20 protein-coding genes are annotated in these 17,767 nt (G+C 64.0%); 10 read left to right on the top strand and 10 right to left on the bottom strand.

Annotated features, from left to right (window positions below):
* Positions 1-311: 311 nt before the first annotated feature.
* Positions 312-464, bottom strand: a complete 153-nt coding sequence (locus tag ASF77_RS20520; protein ID WP_056344231.1) for a rubredoxin — start codon at positions 462-464, stop codon at positions 312-314.
* 133 nt (positions 465-597) lie between these two features.
* Here ASF77_RS20520 and ASF77_RS20515 point away from each other — a divergent pair, with 133 nt between their 5' ends.
* The 4 genes from ASF77_RS20515 (at position 598) to ASF77_RS20500 (ending at position 4,061) form a co-directional block, all read left to right on the top strand.
* Positions 598-1,392 (top strand): hydroxymethylpyrimidine/phosphomethylpyrimidine kinase, encoded by a 795-nt coding sequence (locus ASF77_RS20515; protein ID WP_229445520.1) that lies wholly within the window; start codon positions 598-600, stop codon positions 1,390-1,392.
* 16 nt (positions 1,393-1,408) lie between these two features.
* Positions 1,409-2,719, top strand: coding sequence for a glutamate-1-semialdehyde 2,1-aminomutase (gene hemL / locus ASF77_RS20510; protein WP_056343743.1), 1,311 nt, complete (start codon positions 1,409-1,411; stop codon positions 2,717-2,719).
* Between the two features lie 84 nt (positions 2,720-2,803).
* A complete protein-coding gene (locus ASF77_RS20505) occupies positions 2,804-3,610 on the top strand; it encodes a hypothetical protein (protein ID WP_229445519.1) in 807 nt (268 codons plus the stop codon).
* Positions 3,611-3,686: 76 nt separating this feature from the next.
* Positions 3,687-4,061, top strand: coding sequence for a hypothetical protein (locus ASF77_RS20500; protein WP_056343738.1), 375 nt, complete (start codon positions 3,687-3,689; stop codon positions 4,059-4,061).
* A 195-nt stretch (positions 4,062-4,256) separates the two neighbouring features.
* Here ASF77_RS20500 and corA read toward each other — a convergent pair whose 3' ends face one another.
* From corA to mpl, 9 genes are all read right to left on the bottom strand, one after another.
* Positions 4,257-5,231 (bottom strand): magnesium/cobalt transporter CorA, encoded by a 975-nt coding sequence (gene corA, locus ASF77_RS20495; RefSeq protein WP_056343735.1) that lies wholly within the window; start codon positions 5,229-5,231, stop codon positions 4,257-4,259.
* 224 nt (positions 5,232-5,455) lie between these two features.
* Positions 5,456-6,181, bottom strand: coding sequence for a monofunctional biosynthetic peptidoglycan transglycosylase (mtgA, locus tag ASF77_RS20490; protein ID WP_056343733.1), 726 nt, complete (start codon positions 6,179-6,181; stop codon positions 5,456-5,458).
* 8 nt (positions 6,182-6,189) lie between these two features.
* On the bottom strand, positions 6,190-7,005 hold the full coding sequence (gene aroE / locus ASF77_RS20485) for a shikimate dehydrogenase (protein WP_056343730.1): 816 nt from the start codon (positions 7,003-7,005) through the stop codon (positions 6,190-6,192).
* The gene (locus ASF77_RS20480; RefSeq protein WP_056343728.1) at positions 7,002-7,853 is read right to left on the bottom strand and encodes an energy transducer TonB; all 852 of its coding nucleotides are present in this window, start codon (positions 7,851-7,853) and stop codon (positions 7,002-7,004) included. The genes aroE and ASF77_RS20480 overlap by 4 nt, the downstream gene beginning before the upstream one ends.
* 172 nt (positions 7,854-8,025) lie before the next feature.
* The gene (locus tag ASF77_RS20475; RefSeq protein ID WP_056343725.1) at positions 8,026-8,328 is read right to left on the bottom strand and encodes a hypothetical protein; all 303 of its coding nucleotides are present in this window, start codon (positions 8,326-8,328) and stop codon (positions 8,026-8,028) included.
* Entirely contained in the window at positions 8,328-10,370 is a 2,043-nt protein-coding gene (locus ASF77_RS20470; RefSeq protein WP_056343722.1) for a ribonuclease catalytic domain-containing protein, read from the bottom strand. Before ASF77_RS20470 ends, ASF77_RS20475 begins: the two co-directional genes overlap by 1 nt.
* A gap of 1 nt (position 10,371) precedes the next feature.
* Complete coding sequence (locus ASF77_RS20465; protein ID WP_056343719.1) at positions 10,372-10,956, bottom strand: chorismate lyase; 585 nt, start codon at positions 10,954-10,956, stop codon at positions 10,372-10,374.
* Complete coding sequence (locus tag ASF77_RS20460) at positions 10,953-11,561, bottom strand: YqiA/YcfP family alpha/beta fold hydrolase (protein WP_056343716.1); 609 nt, start codon at positions 11,559-11,561, stop codon at positions 10,953-10,955. The genes ASF77_RS20465 and ASF77_RS20460 overlap by 4 nt, the downstream gene beginning before the upstream one ends.
* Entirely contained in the window at positions 11,558-12,928 is a 1,371-nt protein-coding gene (gene mpl / locus ASF77_RS20455) for a UDP-N-acetylmuramate:L-alanyl-gamma-D-glutamyl-meso-diaminopimelate ligase (RefSeq protein ID WP_082493933.1), read from the bottom strand. The genes ASF77_RS20460 and mpl overlap by 4 nt, the downstream gene beginning before the upstream one ends.
* 76 nt (positions 12,929-13,004) lie before the next feature.
* Between mpl and ASF77_RS20450 the strand changes: the two genes are divergently transcribed.
* From ASF77_RS20450 to prmA, 6 genes are all read left to right on the top strand, one after another.
* Complete coding sequence (locus ASF77_RS20450; RefSeq protein ID WP_056344222.1) at positions 13,005-13,637, top strand: hypothetical protein; 633 nt, start codon at positions 13,005-13,007, stop codon at positions 13,635-13,637.
* A complete protein-coding gene (locus ASF77_RS20445) occupies positions 13,634-14,185 on the top strand; it encodes a TlpA disulfide reductase family protein (protein WP_056343713.1) in 552 nt (183 codons plus the stop codon). The genes ASF77_RS20450 and ASF77_RS20445 overlap by 4 nt, the downstream gene beginning before the upstream one ends.
* 140 nt (positions 14,186-14,325) lie before the next feature.
* Entirely contained in the window at positions 14,326-14,757 is a 432-nt protein-coding gene (gene aroQ, locus ASF77_RS20440; RefSeq protein WP_056343710.1) for a type II 3-dehydroquinate dehydratase, read from the top strand.
* Between the two features lie 99 nt (positions 14,758-14,856).
* Positions 14,857-15,324, top strand: a complete 468-nt coding sequence (gene accB, locus ASF77_RS20435; RefSeq protein ID WP_056343709.1) for an acetyl-CoA carboxylase biotin carboxyl carrier protein — start codon at positions 14,857-14,859, stop codon at positions 15,322-15,324.
* A gap of 105 nt (positions 15,325-15,429) precedes the next feature.
* On the top strand, positions 15,430-16,818 hold the full coding sequence (accC, locus tag ASF77_RS20430; RefSeq protein WP_056343705.1) for an acetyl-CoA carboxylase biotin carboxylase subunit: 1,389 nt from the start codon (positions 15,430-15,432) through the stop codon (positions 16,816-16,818).
* Entirely contained in the window at positions 16,815-17,765 is a 951-nt protein-coding gene (prmA, locus tag ASF77_RS20425; protein WP_056343702.1) for a 50S ribosomal protein L11 methyltransferase, read from the top strand. The genes accC and prmA overlap by 4 nt, the downstream gene beginning before the upstream one ends.
* Positions 17,766-17,767 lie beyond the last annotated feature (2 nt).

The following is a 17,767-nucleotide window of genomic DNA, read 5'->3' as shown; positions in this document are numbered from 1 at the left end:
AAGATAGCATAGCGGGATCGGCTTGTGCGGGAAGTGTTGCACAGCGTCAACTACGAGGAGACGGGAGGGGGAAAAGCTTGTTGGAAGGGCTAGAAATTACGTTATCAGACCAGGTTGGTTTGACAACTTGCTTGCCAAGTTAGCACTGAAATGCGGCATTTGTAGGGTGGCTCCGCCCACGCGGTACGACATCAGCACAGCCGCAACGTGGAATGCCCTCAGTGGTACGCATCGTTACCATACCGCGTGGGCGGAGCCCGGTGAATCCGTCATTGAGGCCACTGGCCTCAATGACCCCTACAACAGCCAAATCAGATCGCGGTCATCTCAAAATCGTCTTTCCGCGCACCGCATTCCGGGCACGTCCAGTTCATCGGCACATCCGCCCAGCGCGTACCCGGCGCAATATTGTCGTCAGGAGCGCCCGCTTCTTCGTCGTAGACCCATCCGCAGATCAGGCACATCCAGGTCTGGTAAGCGGTCGCAGTCGTTTCGTTACTCACGTGTCATTCCTTCGATCTAGTAAAATGGGGAATCAGGTATCTTAATCTACCCGTCGTGCAAAACCAACCGTCTCCGCTGATTCTCACATTTGGGGTGTCCGACCCGGTCGGGGCACTCGGCGTGCAGGCAGATGTCGCCACCTTCGCCGCCCATGGCTGCCATGCCCTCTCGATCACCACCGCGATGCTGGTGTCCGACAGCGCACGCGTCGAGGAATGGCACGAGGTCGACACCGGCGTCATGGCCGACCAGGCGCGCCAGGTGCTGGAAGACATGCCGATCGCCGCCGTGAAAATCGGCGCCATCGCCAGCATCGAGCAGGCCGCCGCCATCGCCGAGATCGTCTCCGACTATGCCGAGGTGCCGCTGATCGTCGACCCGTTCTTGTCCGCCCTGCCCGACTCCGGCATGTCCGACGAGGACATCGTCGCCTCGATCCGCCAGATCCTGGCGCCGCAGGCGACAGTGCTGCAGCTGTCGCAGTCGGAACTCGGGCGCATGGCCGAACTCTGGCGCGAGGCGGGCGTCGACAGCTCGCTCGAAGCCGACGTCGCCGAACTGACCGCGCGCGGCTGCCAGTACGTGCTCGTCACCGGTACCTCGCGCAATGGCCATAAGAACGGCCACAAGCGCGCCAACACCCTGTTCGACCGCGACGACGGCGTCACCATCATCGACTGGCAGCACCTGCCCGGCCATTTCGTCGGCGCCGGCACCACGCTCTCGGGCGCGCTTGCCGCCTGCATGGCGCACGGCATGGACGCCGTCGAGGCGCTGCGCGCGGCCCAAGACTACACCTACGGCGCCCTGTTGAACGCCCAGCGCTTCGGCATGGGCAAACTCGTTCCCAACCGGTTTTACCGCATCCTGCCGCAGGCCGGCCAATAAGAAAGCATTCCGAGACATGACGACTGAACAAACCGCTTCCCGCAACGACAGCCGCAACGACACCCTGTTCGCCCGCGCCCAGGAAAGCACGCCCGGCGGCGTCAACTCGCCGGTGCGCGCCTTCCGCTCCGTGGGCGGCACGCCGCGCTTCATCACCCGCGCCGAGGGGCCGTATTTCTGGGATGCCGACGGCAAGCGCTACATCGACTACATCGGTTCCTGGGGCCCGGCCATCGTCGGCCATGCCCATCCGAAAGTCATCAAGGCGGTGCAGGACGCGGCCGCGAATGGCCTCTCCTTTGGCGCGCCGACCGAAGGCGAGATCGAGATCGCCGAGGAAATCTGCAAGCTGGTGCCTTCGATCGAACAGGTGCGCCTGGTGTCCTCGGGCACCGAAGCGACCATGAGCGCGCTGCGCCTGGCGCGCGGCGCCACCGGCCGCGACAAGATCGTCAAGTTCGAAGGCTGCTACCACGGCCACGCCGATTCGCTGCTGGTGAAAGCCGGCTCGGGCCTGCTGACCTTCGGCAACCCGACCTCGGCCGGCGTGCCGGAAGACTTCGTCAAGCACACCCTGGTGCTCGACTACAACAACGTGGCCCAGCTCGAAGACGCATTCGCCTCGATGGGCGACACCATCGCCTGCGTGATCGTGGAACCGGTCGCCGGCAACATGAACCTGATCCGCGCCACGCCGGAATTCTTGCAGCGCATGCGCGAACTGTGCACCGAGCACGGCGCCGTTCTGATCTTCGACGAGGTGATGTGCGGCTTCCGCGTCGGCCTCGGCGGCGCCCAGGGAATGTACGGCATCGTTCCGGATCTGACTGCCCTCGGCAAGGTCATCGGCGGCGGCTTGCCGGTGGCGGCCTTTGGCGGCAAGCGCGAGCTGATGCAGAAGATGGCGCCGATCGGCCCGGTCTACCAGGCCGGCACCCTGTCGGGCAACCCGGTGGCGGTCGCCGCCGGCATGACTACCTTGAAACTGGTGCAGGAACCCGGCTTCTACGAGCACCTGGCGACCCAGAGCCGCAAGCTGGTCGACGGCCTCACGGCGGCGGCGCAGGAAGCGGGCATCGCCTTCTGCGGCGATGCCGTCGGCGGCATGTTCGGCTTTTATTTCAGCGACAAGGTGCCCTCGACCTATGGCCAGATGATGGCGGGCGACAAGGCGCGCTTCAATGCCTTCTTCCACGGCATGCTCGACGAGGGCGTGTATTTCGCGCCGGCCATGTTCGAAGCGGGTTTCGTGTCCGCCGCACACAGCGACGCGGTCATCGAGGAAACGATCGCGGCCGCACGGAAAGTCTTCGCCCGCATCGCTTAATAAAGAGCAAACGCACTCTGCCGGCGTGCGCGGTGCGGCGCGCGCCTTGTGCCATCATGGTTCCAACTTCGGCTGGACTCCATCATGGCACGACTCCGACGCTCCCTTCCCGGCGCGCCCCGTTCGCGGGTGCCGCGCTCGCAGCAGCCGCTGCCGCACACCCCGCAGGCATTGGCGACGGTCACGGTGGCGTTGCTGCGCGCGGCCGATCCCTCGAATTCCGACGCCTATTACGCCGGCATCGTCGACGCCCTCAACGATTATGCGCGCCGCTACGACGTCGACACGCCGCTGCGCCTGTCCCACTTCCTGGCGCAGATCGGCCATGAGAGTGGATTGCGTGCGACCGAAGAGAACGGCAATTACTCGGCGCCGCGCATGCGCGAGATCTTCGGCTGCCGCGGCGGACGCCAGCAGTACGACCGCGCCAGCGACGACTGCCGCCTGGGGCCGGACGGCGCGCCGGCGCGCCTGCGGCCCAAGCTCTGGCTTAATTCCGACCAATACGCCGGCAACCCGGAGCGGCTGCTGGCCTATGTCTATGCCAACCGGCTCGGCAATGGCGACGAAGCCTCCGGCGAGGGCTGGCGCTACCGCGGACGCGGCCTGATCCAGCTGACTGGCAAGAGCAACTACGCCGCTTTTACCGAGGCCCATAATGCGCGCAGCCCGGCCGACCCGCGCGATTTTGTGGCGCAACCGGAACTGCTCATGAGCGAACTCAAATACGCCATCGAATCGGCTTTCTATTACTGGGATGCGCGTACAGTCAATGCGCTTGCCGACCAGGACGACCTGGAGCAAGTCACCCGCGCCGTCAATGGCGGCCTGAATGGACTCGAAGATCGCGGAGCGCGCCTTGCAAGCATCAAGAAAGCGTTGGGTATCTAGATTGGTTCTCGCCGCCGCTTGTTGCGCGGGCCTGCCGGCGCAGGCCGCGTCGCTATGCGCTGCCAACGAACCCGTCGTGTTCGCCTGCCATGTCGGCAGCAAGCTGGTGTCGCTGTGCCGTCCCGCCGGCGACCGCGGCATGCTGAGCTACCGCTTCGGCGGCCCGGACGCGCTCGAACTGAGCTATCCGGAACCCGGCCGCCAGGCCAGCGCCGCCTTCACCGTGAAATCCGTGCCCCTGATCGGCGGCGGCGAAACCACGGTTGCCTTCAAGCGCGGCGCCTACACGTACACCGTCTACAGCAAGGTGGCGCGCGCCGCCGACGGATCGACTCCGGAATTCGAGGATGGCGTCATCGTCGCGCGGCGCGGCAAGGTCATCAGCCGCCTGCGCTGCGCCGATGGCGGCGAAGGTTTCCGCGAACCGATGGGCGCGGTGGCCGTGAAATAAAATTTCATCCCAAGCACACTTCAGAAATTTAATTTCAGCGGCCGTTGACGCTTATTTGAACCGGTTGGCAACGATCTCGTTGTCGTAGATCGACACCGTGAACCATGCAAGCCAGTTCGTCATGGGGCTGACCTGTCGCCCCAGGCGTGTACTTGCCGCGCTTCGCTTGAGACCGTGGCGGTCTCGGGATACACCTCAGGCCAGCTTCAGCCAGCCGCGCTTCCTGAAATACCACAGCGGCGCAATCGCGCTCGCCACCATCAGGCCCAGTGCAAACGGGTAGCCGAAAGTCCAGTCCAGCTCCGGGAACCATTTATGGAAGTTCATGCCGTAGATGCTGGCGATCAGGGTCGGCGGCAGGAAGGCGACCGAGGCCACAGAGAAGATCTTGATGATCTTGTTCTGGTTGATGTTGATGAAGCCGACGGTCGCATCCATCAGGAAGTTGACCTTGTCGAAGAGGAAAGAGGTGTGGCCGTCCAGCGATTCGATGTCGCGCAGGATCTGGCGCGCCTCGTCGAATTGTTCCGAGTTCAGCAGGCGGCCGCGCATCAGGAAGCTAACGGCGCGGCGCGTGTCCATCATGTTGCGGCGGATGCGGCCGTTCAAGTCTTCCTCGTGGGCGATCGCGTTCAGCGCGGCGGCCGCATCCTGGTCGGTGAATTCCTTCTGCAGCACGCGGGTGCTGACTTCTTCCAGGCTTTCGTAGATGCCCTCGAGCGCGTCGGCCGAATATTCGGCGTCGGTCGCGTACAGGTCGAGCAGCACGTCCATGTAGTCGGCGATCGAACCGGGACGCGAACGGGCGCGCATGCGCACCAGGCGGAACACGGGCAGATCGTCGTTGTGCACCGAGAACAGCATCTTGCCCGACAAGATGAAAGCGACGGTGACCACCCGCGAGGGGCCGTCGTCCTCTTCGCGCAGGAAGTCGGTGCGCAGGTGCAGGTCGCCGTTTTCCGCTTCGTAGTAGCGCGCCGAGGCTTCGATGTCCGAGACTTCGTCCTCGCCCGGCAGAATCACGCCATAGATTGCCTTGACCCACGCGCGTTCGTCGTCATCCGGATCGGTGAGATCGACCCAGACAGGCGCGGCGTTCTCCAGGTCGGCGCGCGAAGCGATGGGTACCTGGTTCAGTCGGCCATTTTGTAGGACAAATACGTTGATCATGCGCTTTCTCGGCCGGAATCAAAACTGACGCAAGTGTACCCGTTAGCCCCGGGCGGAGCCACCCCGAAACGACAGTTTCGCGGGGCATTCGGCGGATTTTCAGCGAATTGGCAGGCCGACGCTTAAGAGCGCCTAACAAACCGTCAGGGCAAGGCGCAGCGCCGAAGACAGTACGAAGGTACGGCGAGGCGTTGCAACGCAGCCATGGCGGTTTTGTTAGGCGCTCAAGGCAATTCGGCGGAGGCCATGCGGCGCTGAATCAGGCCCGTTCTCTTGACCAGGTAATTCGTGCTGCGGTTGCGGTCGTAATAGCGCGGATTGGGCAGCATCACGGCCAGGCGCGCGGCCTGGGCCGGGGCCAGCTTGGCGGCCGGCACACGGAAATAGTAGCGTGCGACCGCTTCGGCGCCGAACACGCCGCGGCCGAACTCGACCACGTTGAGGTAGACCTCGAGGATGCGGCGCTTGCTCATCACCGTCTCCAGCATGAAGGCGATGATCATCTCCTGCCCCTTGCGCAGGTAGCTGCGCGAGCCCGACAGGAAGAGGTTCTTGGCCAGCTGCTGGGTGATGGTGGAGCCGCCGCCGACCACCTTGTGTTTGCGGTTGTTGCGCTCGTAGGCGCGTTCGAGCGCCTCGAAGTCGACGCCCGGGTGGTCGGCGAAATTCGCGTCTTCCGAGGCGACCACGGCGCGTTTCAGATTGTTCGAGATGCGGTCGTAGGGCACCCACTGGTGCTTCAGCTGCGCATCCGGATTTTTTTCGCGCAACTCGGACAGTTGCTGGCGCATGAAGCTGGTCGAGCTCGGATTGAAGTACACGAACCAGCACACCTGGACGAAGAAATACAGCTGGAGCAGGAAGACGGCCAGGATCGGCCCCAAAATAATCCACTTGATCCAGCGCCGGCCGCCCTTCGCGCTTGCCGATCCATTGCCGCGTTTTGCCATCGTTGTATTTATTTTAGGTTGCGCAAATTGTTCAGGATGTCGTCCGTGGCCGGCCGCAGGCCGCGCCAGAGCGCGAATGCTTCGGCGGCCTGCTCGACCAGCATGCCGAGGCCGTCGCGCGTGCGTGCGCCCTGCTCCGCCGCAAAGTTCATGAAGGGCGACGGCGCGCTGCCGTACATGATGTCCAGCGCCAGGCTCCCTGGCGCGAACGCCGCGGCCGGCACGGGCGGCATCTCGGCCGCCAGGCTGCTGGAGGTGGCGTTGACGACGATGTCGTAGGCGCCGTCGATCTCGTCGAAACCGCAGGCGGCGAGTGGGACACCGTGGCCTGCGAAACTGTCGACCAGGCTGACGGCGGTGGCGCGGGTACGGTTCGCCACCAGGATCGAGCGCGGCCGCTGCTCGATAAACGGCAGCATGATCCCGCGCGCCGCGCCGCCCGCGCCCAGCAGCAGGATGCGTTTATCGGCCAGCGCCACGCCGGCATTCTTGATGATGTCGGCGACCAAACCGGGGCCGTCGGTGTTGTCGCCGACAATCTCGCCGCCGCCGAAACCGAGGGTATTCACGGCGCCGGCGGCGCGCGCGCGATCGCTCAGGCGCGTGGCCAGCGTGCTCGCCTCGATTTTGAAGGGGACAGTGACGTTCGCGCCCTTGTAGCCCTGCGCTACCAGGGAACGCAGGGTGGCGGCGAAGCCGTCGAGCGGCGCCAGGCAGCGCTCGTATGCGATGTCCTGCCCGGTTTGGGCAGCAAAGGCGGCGTGGATCTGCGGCGACTTGCTGTGCGCGACCGGATTGCCGATCACACAATACCGATCGCTCATACGCCCTCCTGCAATTGCGCTTTTACCTTTTCCTCGCGGGTAAAGGTAAACCGGGTGATGACGATCCAGAGGTCGTCCTTGCCGGCGCTGCGCATGTTTTGCGGGAAGGCGCCGAAGGGCGCGGCGCGGCGCACGATGTCGAGCGCCGCCTTGTCCAGCGCCGGATTGCCGGAGGAGCGCTCGATGCGCGGCCCGCCCTCCTTCTGGTACAGGCTGCCGTCCTGGAAGACGGGGATCGACAGCACCAGCTCGCCATACAGCTTCTTGCCGTTCTGCTGGGGGAAGTTCAACGTGCCGACTTCTTCGACCTGCTTCTGCATCGCCTTGTAGTACAGCGCATAGCCGACCTGGCGCGTGCTCGGCGAGATGTGGGTGCGCTTGGGGCGCTTGTTCTGATCTTCGATGGTCTGCGTGATCTCGGCCGTCATGCGCGCGATCTGGCGCGTGGTGTCGACCTCGTCCTGCCCGGTGCGGGTCGGATCGGGCTTGTCCTTGTCGGTGACGGGCGCGGCCTTGAAGCTGGCGTTCTGGACGCGCGTGAGCACGTTCTGCTGCAACTGCTCGAGCTCGACGATGCGCTTTTGCAGGGCCTTGATGCTGTCGCCGTTCTCGTTCTTGCGCAGATCCGGCAGCGGCGACTTGGAACGGCCGGCGTCCGCCGTGCCCCCGCCTTCCAGGTTGGCCTGGGCCAGTGCCTCGGCTTTGGTCGGCGCCTTGGCGTGCTTGGCGTTGACGAGGATGACTTCCAGGCCCGGATCGGCCGGCTCGAAGCGCAAGGCGTCGGGGGCCACGAAACGAACGGCGAGCAAGACCGCGTGCGCCGCCACCGAAGCGGCCAGGGCAATCATGAGGGGACGGTTTTCTCGGGAATACTTCACGCGGGCGGCCGGACGGCTTTGAATCTGGGAATCCGAGCATTCTACCGTGCGCAGCGGCCGCGTGGGAGCTTGGTGGCGGCGTGGCAACGGATGAGAAAAATGTCGGCGGGTGTGCACCCTACGGTGCGCGACGGCTATCGGTTTATTTGGGGCAGACCAGCGTCAGCGCGTGCCCGTCTTTTTCCGCAAAATACTCGATACACTCTGCGCCCTGCCGGTAAATCGTGCGCATCCCGAACGAGGACACATAATCCGCCTCGTCGAAACTGACCGACCCGTCGTGGTCGAGATCGATCGCCTCGTAGGACAGCGGCGAACGGTACACCATCCAGCCGAAGACGCACCAGTAGGCCAGGATGAGCGCGGCCGTCACCAGCACCACCGCGCGCAGCGAGCGGCTGCGCTTGCGTGCAGGCGGCGCGGCCGCCTCGGCCAGGTGTGCCATCAGGAAGCGGCCGGCGCCGCGTCGTCAGTGCTCACCGCCGCCACCGCGCCTTCGGCCTCGACCACTTCTTCCACGGCCGCCTCGCCGGTATCGGCGCCCTCGACCTCTTCCTCCTCGAAGGCGATGTCCTCGCCCGGCGCCGCCGCCACTTCCAGCAGGCGCGCTTCCAGCGACAGGTCGACTTCGTCCCAGCGCACGATGTCGAGTCGCACCTGGGCGCCGCGCGCGACCTGCGGCATGCCGGCCAGGCGGATCACCAGCGGCACGTCCGTCAGGCGCAGCACGTCGTCTTTCAATACGACGGCATCGACCTGCTTGGCCCCTTCCTGGCCCAGCCAGCGCAGGCACCAGTAGCGTTCCATCGTCTGCTGGAAGTCGTTGTAGGCCGCATAGGCTGCATCGAAGGCCGAGACGATCGAGAACAGGGTCGCATCGCGCGGCTTGAACGGGGCCACCAGCGGCGCCGTCACGCCGTGCTCGGCGCAGGCGATGATCTGCCACTGGTTCACCAGGTCGGTATAGCGGCGCAGCGGCGAGGTGCTCCAGGCGTACTGGTCGACACCGAGGCCCTGGTGCGGCGCCGCGTGCGTGACCATGCGCACCTGCATCTTGGCCGCCCAGCCGGCGCCGCTGCCGGCGCCCTGCGAACGATAAATGCCCGGCACGCCCGAGTCGTGCAGCAGCTTGCCCCAGGTGCTGTTCGCGAAAATCATGAGTTCGGCAACAATTTTGTCGAGCGGCGCACCGCGCTTGCGGCGCACGATCGACACCACGTCGTCCTCGACATAAAAGTTAAAATCGACGCGGTTGCCCTGCTCCGGCTTCAAGCCGAAGGCTTCGCGCTTGAGCATGCGGCCGGCTTCGAGTTTCAAGGCCCACTTCCACAGCAGCGCCAGCTCGGCCTTGTGCGGATACTCGCCTTCCCCGTTTTCCAGGGTTTCCTCGTTGACCAGCGCATCCAGGTCGTTGTGGCGCAGGTTGCTCTTGATCGGCACCAGTTCGGCGCGGGTCGTGGTCGAGATGGTCGACCAATCCTGCGGGTTCAAGGTCGCGTACAGCGACAAGGCCGGGCAGGTGTTGCCTTCGGCCAGGGTGAAGGCATTCACGACCTCGTCCGGCAGCATGGTGATCTTGTCCCCAGGCATATAGACGGTCGACATGCGCGAACGGGCGATCTTGTCGATCTCGTCGTCCGGCTTGATGGCGAGACCCGGCGCGGCGATGTGGATACCGACGCGCACATTGCCGTCGTCCAGTTGCTCGACCGAGAAGGCGTCGTCGATTTCGGTGGTGGTAACGTCGTCGATCGAAAAGGCGGCGACATTCGCCGTCGGCAGCGCCGTCGGCGCGCTCGGTACCGCGACCTGCGGGAAGCCGGCGCCGCGCGGGAAGTTCTCAAACAAGAAACGTCCCATGTGCAAGTCTTTAGGCGAGGCGATGCCTTTCGTCGCCAGCATCAGGCGCGGCGCCGTCGTTTGCAGCTCATTCGCGGCCGCTTCAAGCGCCTTGTATTCGATCGTGTTCTTGTCGGGCTTGAACAGCAGTTGCGCCACGATGGGCTGCATCGCAGCCGGTAGCGTGCCCGCTTTCAGTTCCTCGACATAGCTGGCCTGGATCAGCGCCTGCTGCTTCTTCTTTTCAATGCCGGCCTGGGCCGCGCGCAGCGATTGCTCGGGCGCGGCCTTGTAGCGTCCGCGCCCTTTCTTGTAGAAGTAGATCGGGGCATTGTGCAGCGCCAGCACCAGGCCGGCCGCTTCCGGCGGCAACGGCGCGTGGCCGAAATACTCGGCGCCCAGTTCCGCAAAGCCGAACTCTTCCTGGCCAGCCACTTCCCACAGGAAGTCGAGGTCGACCTCGGCGGCGATGCCTTTGGCGGCCTCGAGCAGCGCTTCCGGCGCCGGTTTCTCGAACTGCAGCAGCACGTCCTTGATCTTGACCTTGCTGCGTTTGCCGCTCGCAAGTTCCACCTGATAGGCTTCGCCGGCCGTCGACAACACCGTGCCGACCTTGAAGTCGCCCGATTCTTCAAAAAATACGTTCATGTTATTTCGCTATCTTTATTGTTCCAGCTGCCGCCAGGTTATATACAGCCGGCAAGAATACTTCGGTGACCATTAACAGGCCTTGATGGCGGCGGTAGACACAGCGCCGCGCATGAAAATCGTTCGCATCGCGCGCCCCGCCCAAGGCTGCGTTTACCTGCGCCAGCAAGGGATGGCCTGCGCGCAGCCGGGCAAACTCCAGCGGCCCGCGCTCGACCAGCGGGTCGTAAAACAGGGTGCTGCCGAGCGAGCGTTCGCCCAGCGCCGAAAACAGCGGCCAGTCGCTGGCGGTCGCCGACAGCGGCACCACGGTGTGGCCGAACACCACCGGCACGCCGTCGCAGCAGAGCAGCACTTCGCGCTCCCAGACCCGCGCGCGGCGCGGTAAGCCGATCCGCGCCGCCTCTTCCATCGAACAGACTGCTGCCTTCTGGTGCAAGCGCCGTACGCGGAAACTGCCGCTGTGCGCGACCAGGCGCGCTGTCAGCGAACCCGGCGTCGCCAGCCAGTCGCGCGCAGCAGCGCCGGCGCCGACGGCGGCGACATTGCGGTGCCACTTGGCCAGGCGCAGGGACTGGCCCCTCACGGGGCCGCGCCTGCCAGCTTCGTTGCCGACCAATCCACATCCGGCTGGCAAAACGCCAGCACCTCGTCCACATACTGCGGAAACTCGGAAATCGCGTGATCGCTGCCTTCGATTACGTGCTGGCGCGCGCCCGGGTAATGGGCCACCATGTCGCGGTAATCCAGCACTTCGTCGCCGGTTGCAGCCATCAGGAAATAGCGCTCCGGCCGGGTGATGCGTTCGACCTTCAGTTCGGCCAGTTCGTCGATGTATTCGCGGCGGAATTCGAAAGGCTCGTCCGAGTGCCAGCTGGTCGTCACGCCGACGTGGTGTTCCAGGTTTTTCAAGGGATTCACCGACGGATTGAGCAGGACGGCGCGCACGTCCAGGCGCTCGGCCAGCCAGGTGGCGTAGAAGCCGCCCAGCGAAGAGCCGACGATGGACAGGTTGTGCGGCGCGTGGCGCTCGGCCAGCAGCAGGGCCAGTTCCATCGCCGCTTTCGGCGAGGCCGGCAATTGCGGGCAGATCAGGTCGCCGGCGCGTCCGGCCGCCGTCATCCGCTCCTGCATCACGCGCGCCTTGAAGGAACGCGGCGAGGAACGGAAACCGTGCAAGTACAAGATCATTTCGCCAGCGCCTCGAGCAGCTTCTGGTGCACGCCGCCGAAGCCGCCGTTGCTCATCACGAGGATGTGGTCGCCCGGCTGGGCCGCCTGCACGATGGCCTGCACCATGTAATCGATCTGGTCGAAGCTGTGTGCGATCGTGCCCAGCGGTTTCAATGCGTCCGCCAGCGACCAGCCCAGCGCCTGCTGGCTGCCGAAGCCGAACACCAGATCCGCATCTTTCAGGCTGCCCGGCAGCGCATCCTTCATGGCGCCCAGTTTCATCGTGTTCGAACGCGGCTCGAGCACGGCCAGGATGCGGCCCCTGGCGCCGATCTTCTGGTGCAGGCCGCCGACGGTTGTCGCGATCGCGGTCGGGTGGTGGGCGAAATCGTCGTAGACGGTGATGTCGTTGACGACGCCGCGCACTTCCATGCGGCGCTTGACGCTCTGGAAGCGCGACAGCGAATCGACGGCCTGCGCCACCGGCACGCCGACGTGGCGCGCGGCGGCAATGGCGGCCAGCGCATTCGAACGGTTGTGCTTGCCGGTCAACTCCCAGTGGACAGTGCCCTGGTGCTCGCCATTGAAGATCACGTCGAAACTGGAGCCGCCCGGATGCTCGACCATCGCCCAGTCCACGCCCTCGGACGAGCCGAAGGTTTCCTTCTCGCTCCAGCAGCCGCGCTTGATCACGCGGGCGAGCGAGGTTTCGTCGCCGTTCACGATCAGGCGCCCCACGCCGGGCACGGTGCGCACCAGGTGGTGGAATTGGGTCTCGATGGCGCCGATGTCCGGGAAGATGTCGGCGTGGTCGAATTCCAGGTTGTTCAGCACCGCGGTTTTCGCGTGGTAGTGCACGAACTTGCTGCGCTTATCAAAAAAGGCGGTGTCGTATTCGTCCGCTTCGATGACGAAGAAGTCCGACTCGGTGGCGCCCTGCAGGCGTGCGGAAATACCGAAATTCATCGGCACGCCGCCGATCAGGAAGCCGGGCGCGTAACCCGCGTCTTCCAGGATCCAGGCCAGCATCGACGAGGTCGTGGTCTTGCCGTGGGTACCGGCCACGGCCAGCACCCATTTTTCGCGCAGAATATGTTCGCCAATCCACTGCGGGCCCGACACATACGGCAGGCCGCGGTTCAGGATTTCCTCGATCAGGGGATTACCGCGCGTCATCACATTACCGACGACATACAGGTCGGGATTCAGGGACACCTGTTCCGGCCCATAACCCTGGATCAGTTCGATACCCTGGGCTTCGAGCTGGGTGCTCATCGGAGGGTAGACGTTGGCGTCGCAACCGGTGACGCGGTGGCCGGCCTCTTTCGCCAGAACCGCCAGGCCGCCCATGAAGGTGCCGCAAATGCCGAGGATGTGAATGTGCATGATCTTGAGGAAAGAAGCGAATACGCGATTCTACCCGACGCGATGCCATTTTTCGTTCAAGAGTATGATCGAGGGCATGATGCCAACCCAGAATTATGACCTCCAACAGTTGCGTGCGCAGATCGCCGCGACGGCCGCGCGCATGATCGCGCAAGATGGCGCCGACTATGCCACGGCACGTAAAAAAGCGGCCCGACAAGTGCTCGGCGTGGATCAGCCCCAGCCTAATTTAATGCCCGACAACGGCGAGATCGAGGACGAGGTCAGGCGCTACCAGGCCCTGTTCGGCGGCGCCATGCATGCCGAACGTTTGCAGGCGCTGCGCGAGACGGCCTTGCAGGTGATGGATGCGCTGGCCGAGTTCCGTCCCTACTTGACGGGCGCCGTGCTGAACGGCACAGCCGGCGAGCACGACGACATTCATTTGCAGCTGTTCGCGGACAGCGCGAAGGAAGTCGAGATCTTCCTTCTGAACCGCAATGTCGCCATCGACATTTCGGAGACCCCGCATTTCAAGGGAGCCAGGCACGATCCTGTTGAAACGGTGAGCTTCCTGTGGCATAAGGAGGCGGTACATGCCGAGTTGTACGATTTTCATGATCTGCGCGGCGCCTTGAAACCGCGCAGCGACGGCCGCCTGCAGCGCGTCGACGCCGCCGGCTTGCGCGCCCTGATGACGACCGACCAATCCCTGGAACAGGACGAATGAATAAAAAGAAATTGGCCGCGTTTGCGGCCGTGGCAGTCATTTTTGGCGCCCTTGGCGCCGTGTTTGGAACGAAGAAGGATGCAGCGCCGCTCACCACCACGATGGCGCCGACGGGGGGCAAGGCCCACACCGCCTCCACTAATCTATATGCGCGCACGCTGGACGACCTCGCGGGCAAGCCGCAAGCCTTCAGCCAATGGCAGGGCAAGCCCTTATTGGTCAACTTCTGGGCCACCTGGTGCGCGCCCTGCGTCCAGGAAATGCCTGAACTCTCGGCCATCGCCGACAAAGAGGCTGGCAAGCGCTTCAACGTGATTGGGGTCGGCATCGATTCCCCGACGGCGATGCGTGAGTTTGCCGCCAAGCACAACATCAAGTATCCCCTGCTGGTCGGCGGCATGGGCGGCACGGACATCGCGCGCGAATTCGGCAATGCCAACGGCGGCCTGCCTTTCACCGTCCTTATCGGCGCGGATGGCCAGGTACGCAAGACCTATCTCGGCAAGCTGAAATTCGACGAGCTGGAGGCCGATCTGGAGGCACTCTAGGGCGCGCGAACGGTCGTTCTTTTCCGATCCGCACCCAAGTCCTCGTCAAGTTCGTATTATCCATAGAGAATTTTATCGCTTGCCAATAGCTGACGTTAGCGGCAAAATGCGACACTTTCGAGCATAGACTCTAGAATATAATGGCGAAAAAGCTACTGCTGCTCAACGGTCCCAACCTGAATTTATTGGGTACCCGCGAGCCTGCGGTGTACGGCGCGGCAACGCTGGCCGACATCGAAAGCGCTGCGACGGCCCAGGCCGAAGCTGCGGGCGGGTCGCTTTCCTGCTTTCAGAGCAACCATGAAGGTGCGCTGATCGACCGCATCCATGCCGCCCGCGAGGAAGGCATCGACGCGATCGTCATCAATCCTGGCGGACTGACCCACACAAGCGTGGCCTTGCGCGATGCGCTGGCGGCGGTGGCGATTCCGTTCATTGAGGTTCATATCTCAAACATTTATCAGCGCGAAGAATTCCGCCACCATTCTTATCTGTCGGCGCTTGCCCGCGGCACTATCTGCGGACTCGGCACTGACGGGTATCGGTTTGCCATCGACTTCGCGCTTAAATAGCGTTAATCTCAAGTAACTTCATGCATCATCATCGGCTGCGCCCTCTTTTGGCGCGCTGTTTTACTCTCTTAATACCACAATAATTCCAAGGGGTTTCACATGGATCTACGTAAACTCAAGACTTTGATCGACCTCGTCGCCGAATCGGACATCGCTGAACTCGAAGTGACCGAAGGCGAAAGCAAGGTGCGCATCGTCAAGTCGTCCGCCGCGCCCCAAGGCCAGATGGTCATGATGCCGTCCGCCGGCATGCAGCAATATTCGGCGCCCGCCCCTGCCGCCGCTCCTGCTGCTCCGGCCGCGCCAGCCGCACCGGCGGTCGCCGCCGAGACCGGCCACGTCGTCAAGTCGCCGATGGTCGGCACCTTCTACCGCTCGTCGGCGCCAGGCGCACCGGCCTTCGTCGAAGTGGGCGCCAACATCAAGGAAGGCGACACCCTGTGCATCATCGAAGCGATGAAGCTCCTGAATGAAATCGACGCCGACGTGTCCGGCGTGGTAACCAAGATCCTGGTGGAAAATGGCCAGCCGGTCGAATTCGGCCAGCCGCTGTTCGTGATCGGTTAAGCGTCCGCTTTCGATGCGCCTCCCGGCCGTGACCTCTTCCCGGCCGCACCATCCCGAACCCAGGCCGGCGCACGACGCCGGCTCTCTCATATACCGAAGCTAACCATGTTTGAAAAAATTCTTATCGCCAATCGTGGTGAAATCGCGCTGCGTATCCAGCGCGCATGCCGCGAAATGGGCATCAAGACAGTGGTCGTTCACTCGGAAGCCGACAAGGACGCCAAGTATGTGAAGCTGGCCGACGAGTCGGTCTGCATCGGCCCGGCGCAATCCTCGCTGAGCTACCTGAACATGCCGGCCATCATCAGCGCCGCCGAAGTGACGGACGCCGAAGCGATCCACCCGGGCTACGGCTTCCTGTCGGAAAACGCCGACTTCGCCGAGCGCGTGGAAAAATCGGGCTTCGTCTTCATCGGCCCGCGTTCCGATTCGATCCGCCTGATGGGCGACAAGGTGTCGGCCAAGCAGGCAATGATCCGCGCCGGCGTGCCTTGCGTGCCGGGCTCGGACGGCGCCCTCTCGGACGACCCGAAGGAAATCATCCAGACCGCGCGCAAGGTCGGCTATCCGGTCATCATCAAGGCGGCCGGCGGCGGCGGCGGACGCGGCATGCGCGTCGTCCACACCGAAGCGGCCCTGCTGAACGCCGTGGCGATGACCAAAACCGAAGCCGGTACCGCCTTCGGCAATCCGGAAGTGTATATGGAGAAGTTTTTGGAGAATCCGCGCCACGTGGAAATCCAGATCCTGGCCGACGAACATAAAAATGCCGTCTGGCTGGGCGAGCGCGACTGCTCGATGCAGCGCCGCCACCAGAAGGTGATCGAAGAAGCGCCGGCGCCAGGCATCCCGCGCAAGCTGATCGAGAAGATCGGTGACCGCTGCGCCGAAGCCTGCCGCAAGATCGGCTACCGCGGCGCCGGTACCTTCGAATTCCTGTACGAAAACGGCGAGTTCTATTTCATCGAAATGAACACCCGCGTCCAGGTCGAGCACCCGGTCACGGAAATGATCACCGGCATCGACATCGTGCAGGAACAGATCCGCATCGCCTGCGGCGAGAAGCTGCGCTTCAAGCAGCGCGACATCATGCTGGCCGGCCACGCGATCGAATGCCGCATCAATGCGGAAGATCCATTCAAATTCACCCCGTCGCCGGGCCGCATCACCGGCTGGCACCCGCCGGGCGGCCCTGGCATCCGTGTCGATTCGCACTCGTATGCGGGCTACTATGTGCCACCTCATTACGATTCGATGATCGGCAAGGTAATTTCCTACGGTGCTACTCGAGAGCAAGCCATCCGCCGCATGCAAATTGCGTTGTCGGAAATGGTGGTCGAGGGTATCTTGACCAACATCCAGCTGCACCGCGAACTGATGGTCGACGCCCGCTTCATCGAAGGCGGCACCAACATCCATTACCTGGAACAGAAGCTGGCCAACCGCCCCGACACGAAGGTCGTCGTGGCCCCGGAAAACAAGGCTGACGCATGAGCTGGACTGAAGTCATCATCGAAATCGCACGCGACCATGCCGAGGCCCTGTCCGACGCACTGATGGAAGCGGGCGCGCTGTCGGTTTCGGTGGAAGATGCCGACGAAGGCACCGACCAGGAAAAGCCGCTGTTCGGCGAGCCTGGCATGGAGCCGACCGAGGCAGCCTGGGATCACAGCCGCGTCGTGGCCCTGACCGACGTCGACGCCGACCAGGCCGCGATCATCGCCGAAGCGGCCGCGGCCATCGGTTTGGCCACCGCACCCGCGTTCACCACGCGCGCCGTGGCCGACGCCGACTGGGTGCGCCTGACGCAGTCGCAGTTCGAGCCGATCCACATCGGCACCAATATCTGGGTCGTGCCGAGCTGGCACGAGGCGCCCGATCCGGACGGCATCATCCTGGAACTCGATCCGGGCCTGGCCTTCGGCACCGGTAGCCATCCAACCACCCGCCTGTGCATGGAGTGGCTGGAAGCGCATCCGAAGCCGGGCAAGTCGGTGCTCGATTACGGCTGCGGTTCGGGCATCCTGGCGATGGTCGCCAAGAAGATGGGCGCCGGCGACGTGGCCGGGGTCGACATCGATCCGCAGGCGATCGAATCGGCGCGCCTGAATGCCGAGCGCAATGCCTGCGAGATCACCTTCTACGTGCCGGACGAACTGGCGGTTGCGGCGAACGAACGCCATGCGAGCGGCAAGTTCGACATCGTCGTCGCCAACATCCTGTCGAGCCCATTGAAGCTGATGGCGCCGATGCTGTCCGGCCGCGTGGCCGAAGGCGGTTCGCTGGTGCTGTCGGGCGTGCTGGCGCGCCAGGCCGAGGAAGTGGCCGCCGCCTACGCACCTTTCATCAAGCTGGGCGTCTGGGCCGAGCAGGACGGCTGGGTCGCCCTTCACGGGACGCTTGGCCAGGACACGGTGCCGGCCCCGCGCTCTCCTGCCTGAGG

This window comes from Massilia sp. Leaf139 (genome assembly GCF_001424165.1).
In the GTDB taxonomy this organism is placed as follows: Bacteria; Pseudomonadota; Gammaproteobacteria; order Burkholderiales; family Burkholderiaceae_D; genus Telluria.
Note: the sequence above shows the minus strand (reverse complement) of the source record. Positions and strands in the feature narration are given on the sequence as shown.

Bases quoted from the DNA above. Each gene is read 5' to 3' on its own strand.
- mtgA (WP_056343733.1), bottom strand. From the start codon at position 6,181: ATGGCAAAACGCGGCAATGGATCGGCAAGCGCGAAGGGCGGCCGGCGC.
- aroE (WP_056343730.1), bottom strand. From the start codon at position 7,005: ATGAGCGATCGGTATTGTGTGATCGGCAATCCGGTCGCGCACAGCAAG.
- hemL (WP_056343743.1), top strand. From the start codon at position 1,409: ATGACGACTGAACAAACCGCTTCCCGCAACGACAGCCGCAACGACACC.
- accC (WP_056343705.1), top strand. From the start codon at position 15,430: ATGTTTGAAAAAATTCTTATCGCCAATCGTGGTGAAATCGCGCTGCGT.
- ASF77_RS20460 (WP_056343716.1), bottom strand. From the start codon at position 11,561: ATGATCTTGTACTTGCACGGTTTCCGTTCCTCGCCGCGTTCCTTCAAG.
- ASF77_RS20450 (WP_056344222.1), top strand. From the start codon at position 13,005: ATGATGCCAACCCAGAATTATGACCTCCAACAGTTGCGTGCGCAGATC.
- ASF77_RS20475 (WP_056343725.1), bottom strand. From the start codon at position 8,328: ATGGCACACCTGGCCGAGGCGGCCGCGCCGCCTGCACGCAAGCGCAGC.
- ASF77_RS20520 (WP_056344231.1), bottom strand. From the start codon at position 464: ATGTGCCTGATCTGCGGATGGGTCTACGACGAAGAAGCGGGCGCTCCT.
- ASF77_RS20480 (WP_056343728.1), bottom strand. From the start codon at position 7,853: ATGATTGCCCTGGCCGCTTCGGTGGCGGCGCACGCGGTCTTGCTCGCC.
- mpl (WP_082493933.1), bottom strand. From the start codon at position 12,928: ATGCACATTCACATCCTCGGCATTTGCGGCACCTTCATGGGCGGCCTG.
- ASF77_RS20505 (WP_229445519.1), top strand. From the start codon at position 2,804: ATGGCACGACTCCGACGCTCCCTTCCCGGCGCGCCCCGTTCGCGGGTG.
- ASF77_RS20445 (WP_056343713.1), top strand. From the start codon at position 13,634: ATGAATAAAAAGAAATTGGCCGCGTTTGCGGCCGTGGCAGTCATTTTT.
- corA (WP_056343735.1), bottom strand. From the start codon at position 5,231: ATGATCAACGTATTTGTCCTACAAAATGGCCGACTGAACCAGGTACCC.
- ASF77_RS20470 (WP_056343722.1), bottom strand. From the start codon at position 10,370: ATGAACGTATTTTTTGAAGAATCGGGCGACTTCAAGGTCGGCACGGTG.
- accB (WP_056343709.1), top strand. From the start codon at position 14,857: ATGGATCTACGTAAACTCAAGACTTTGATCGACCTCGTCGCCGAATCG.
- aroQ (WP_056343710.1), top strand. From the start codon at position 14,326: ATGGCGAAAAAGCTACTGCTGCTCAACGGTCCCAACCTGAATTTATTG.
- prmA (WP_056343702.1), top strand. From the start codon at position 16,815: ATGAGCTGGACTGAAGTCATCATCGAAATCGCACGCGACCATGCCGAG.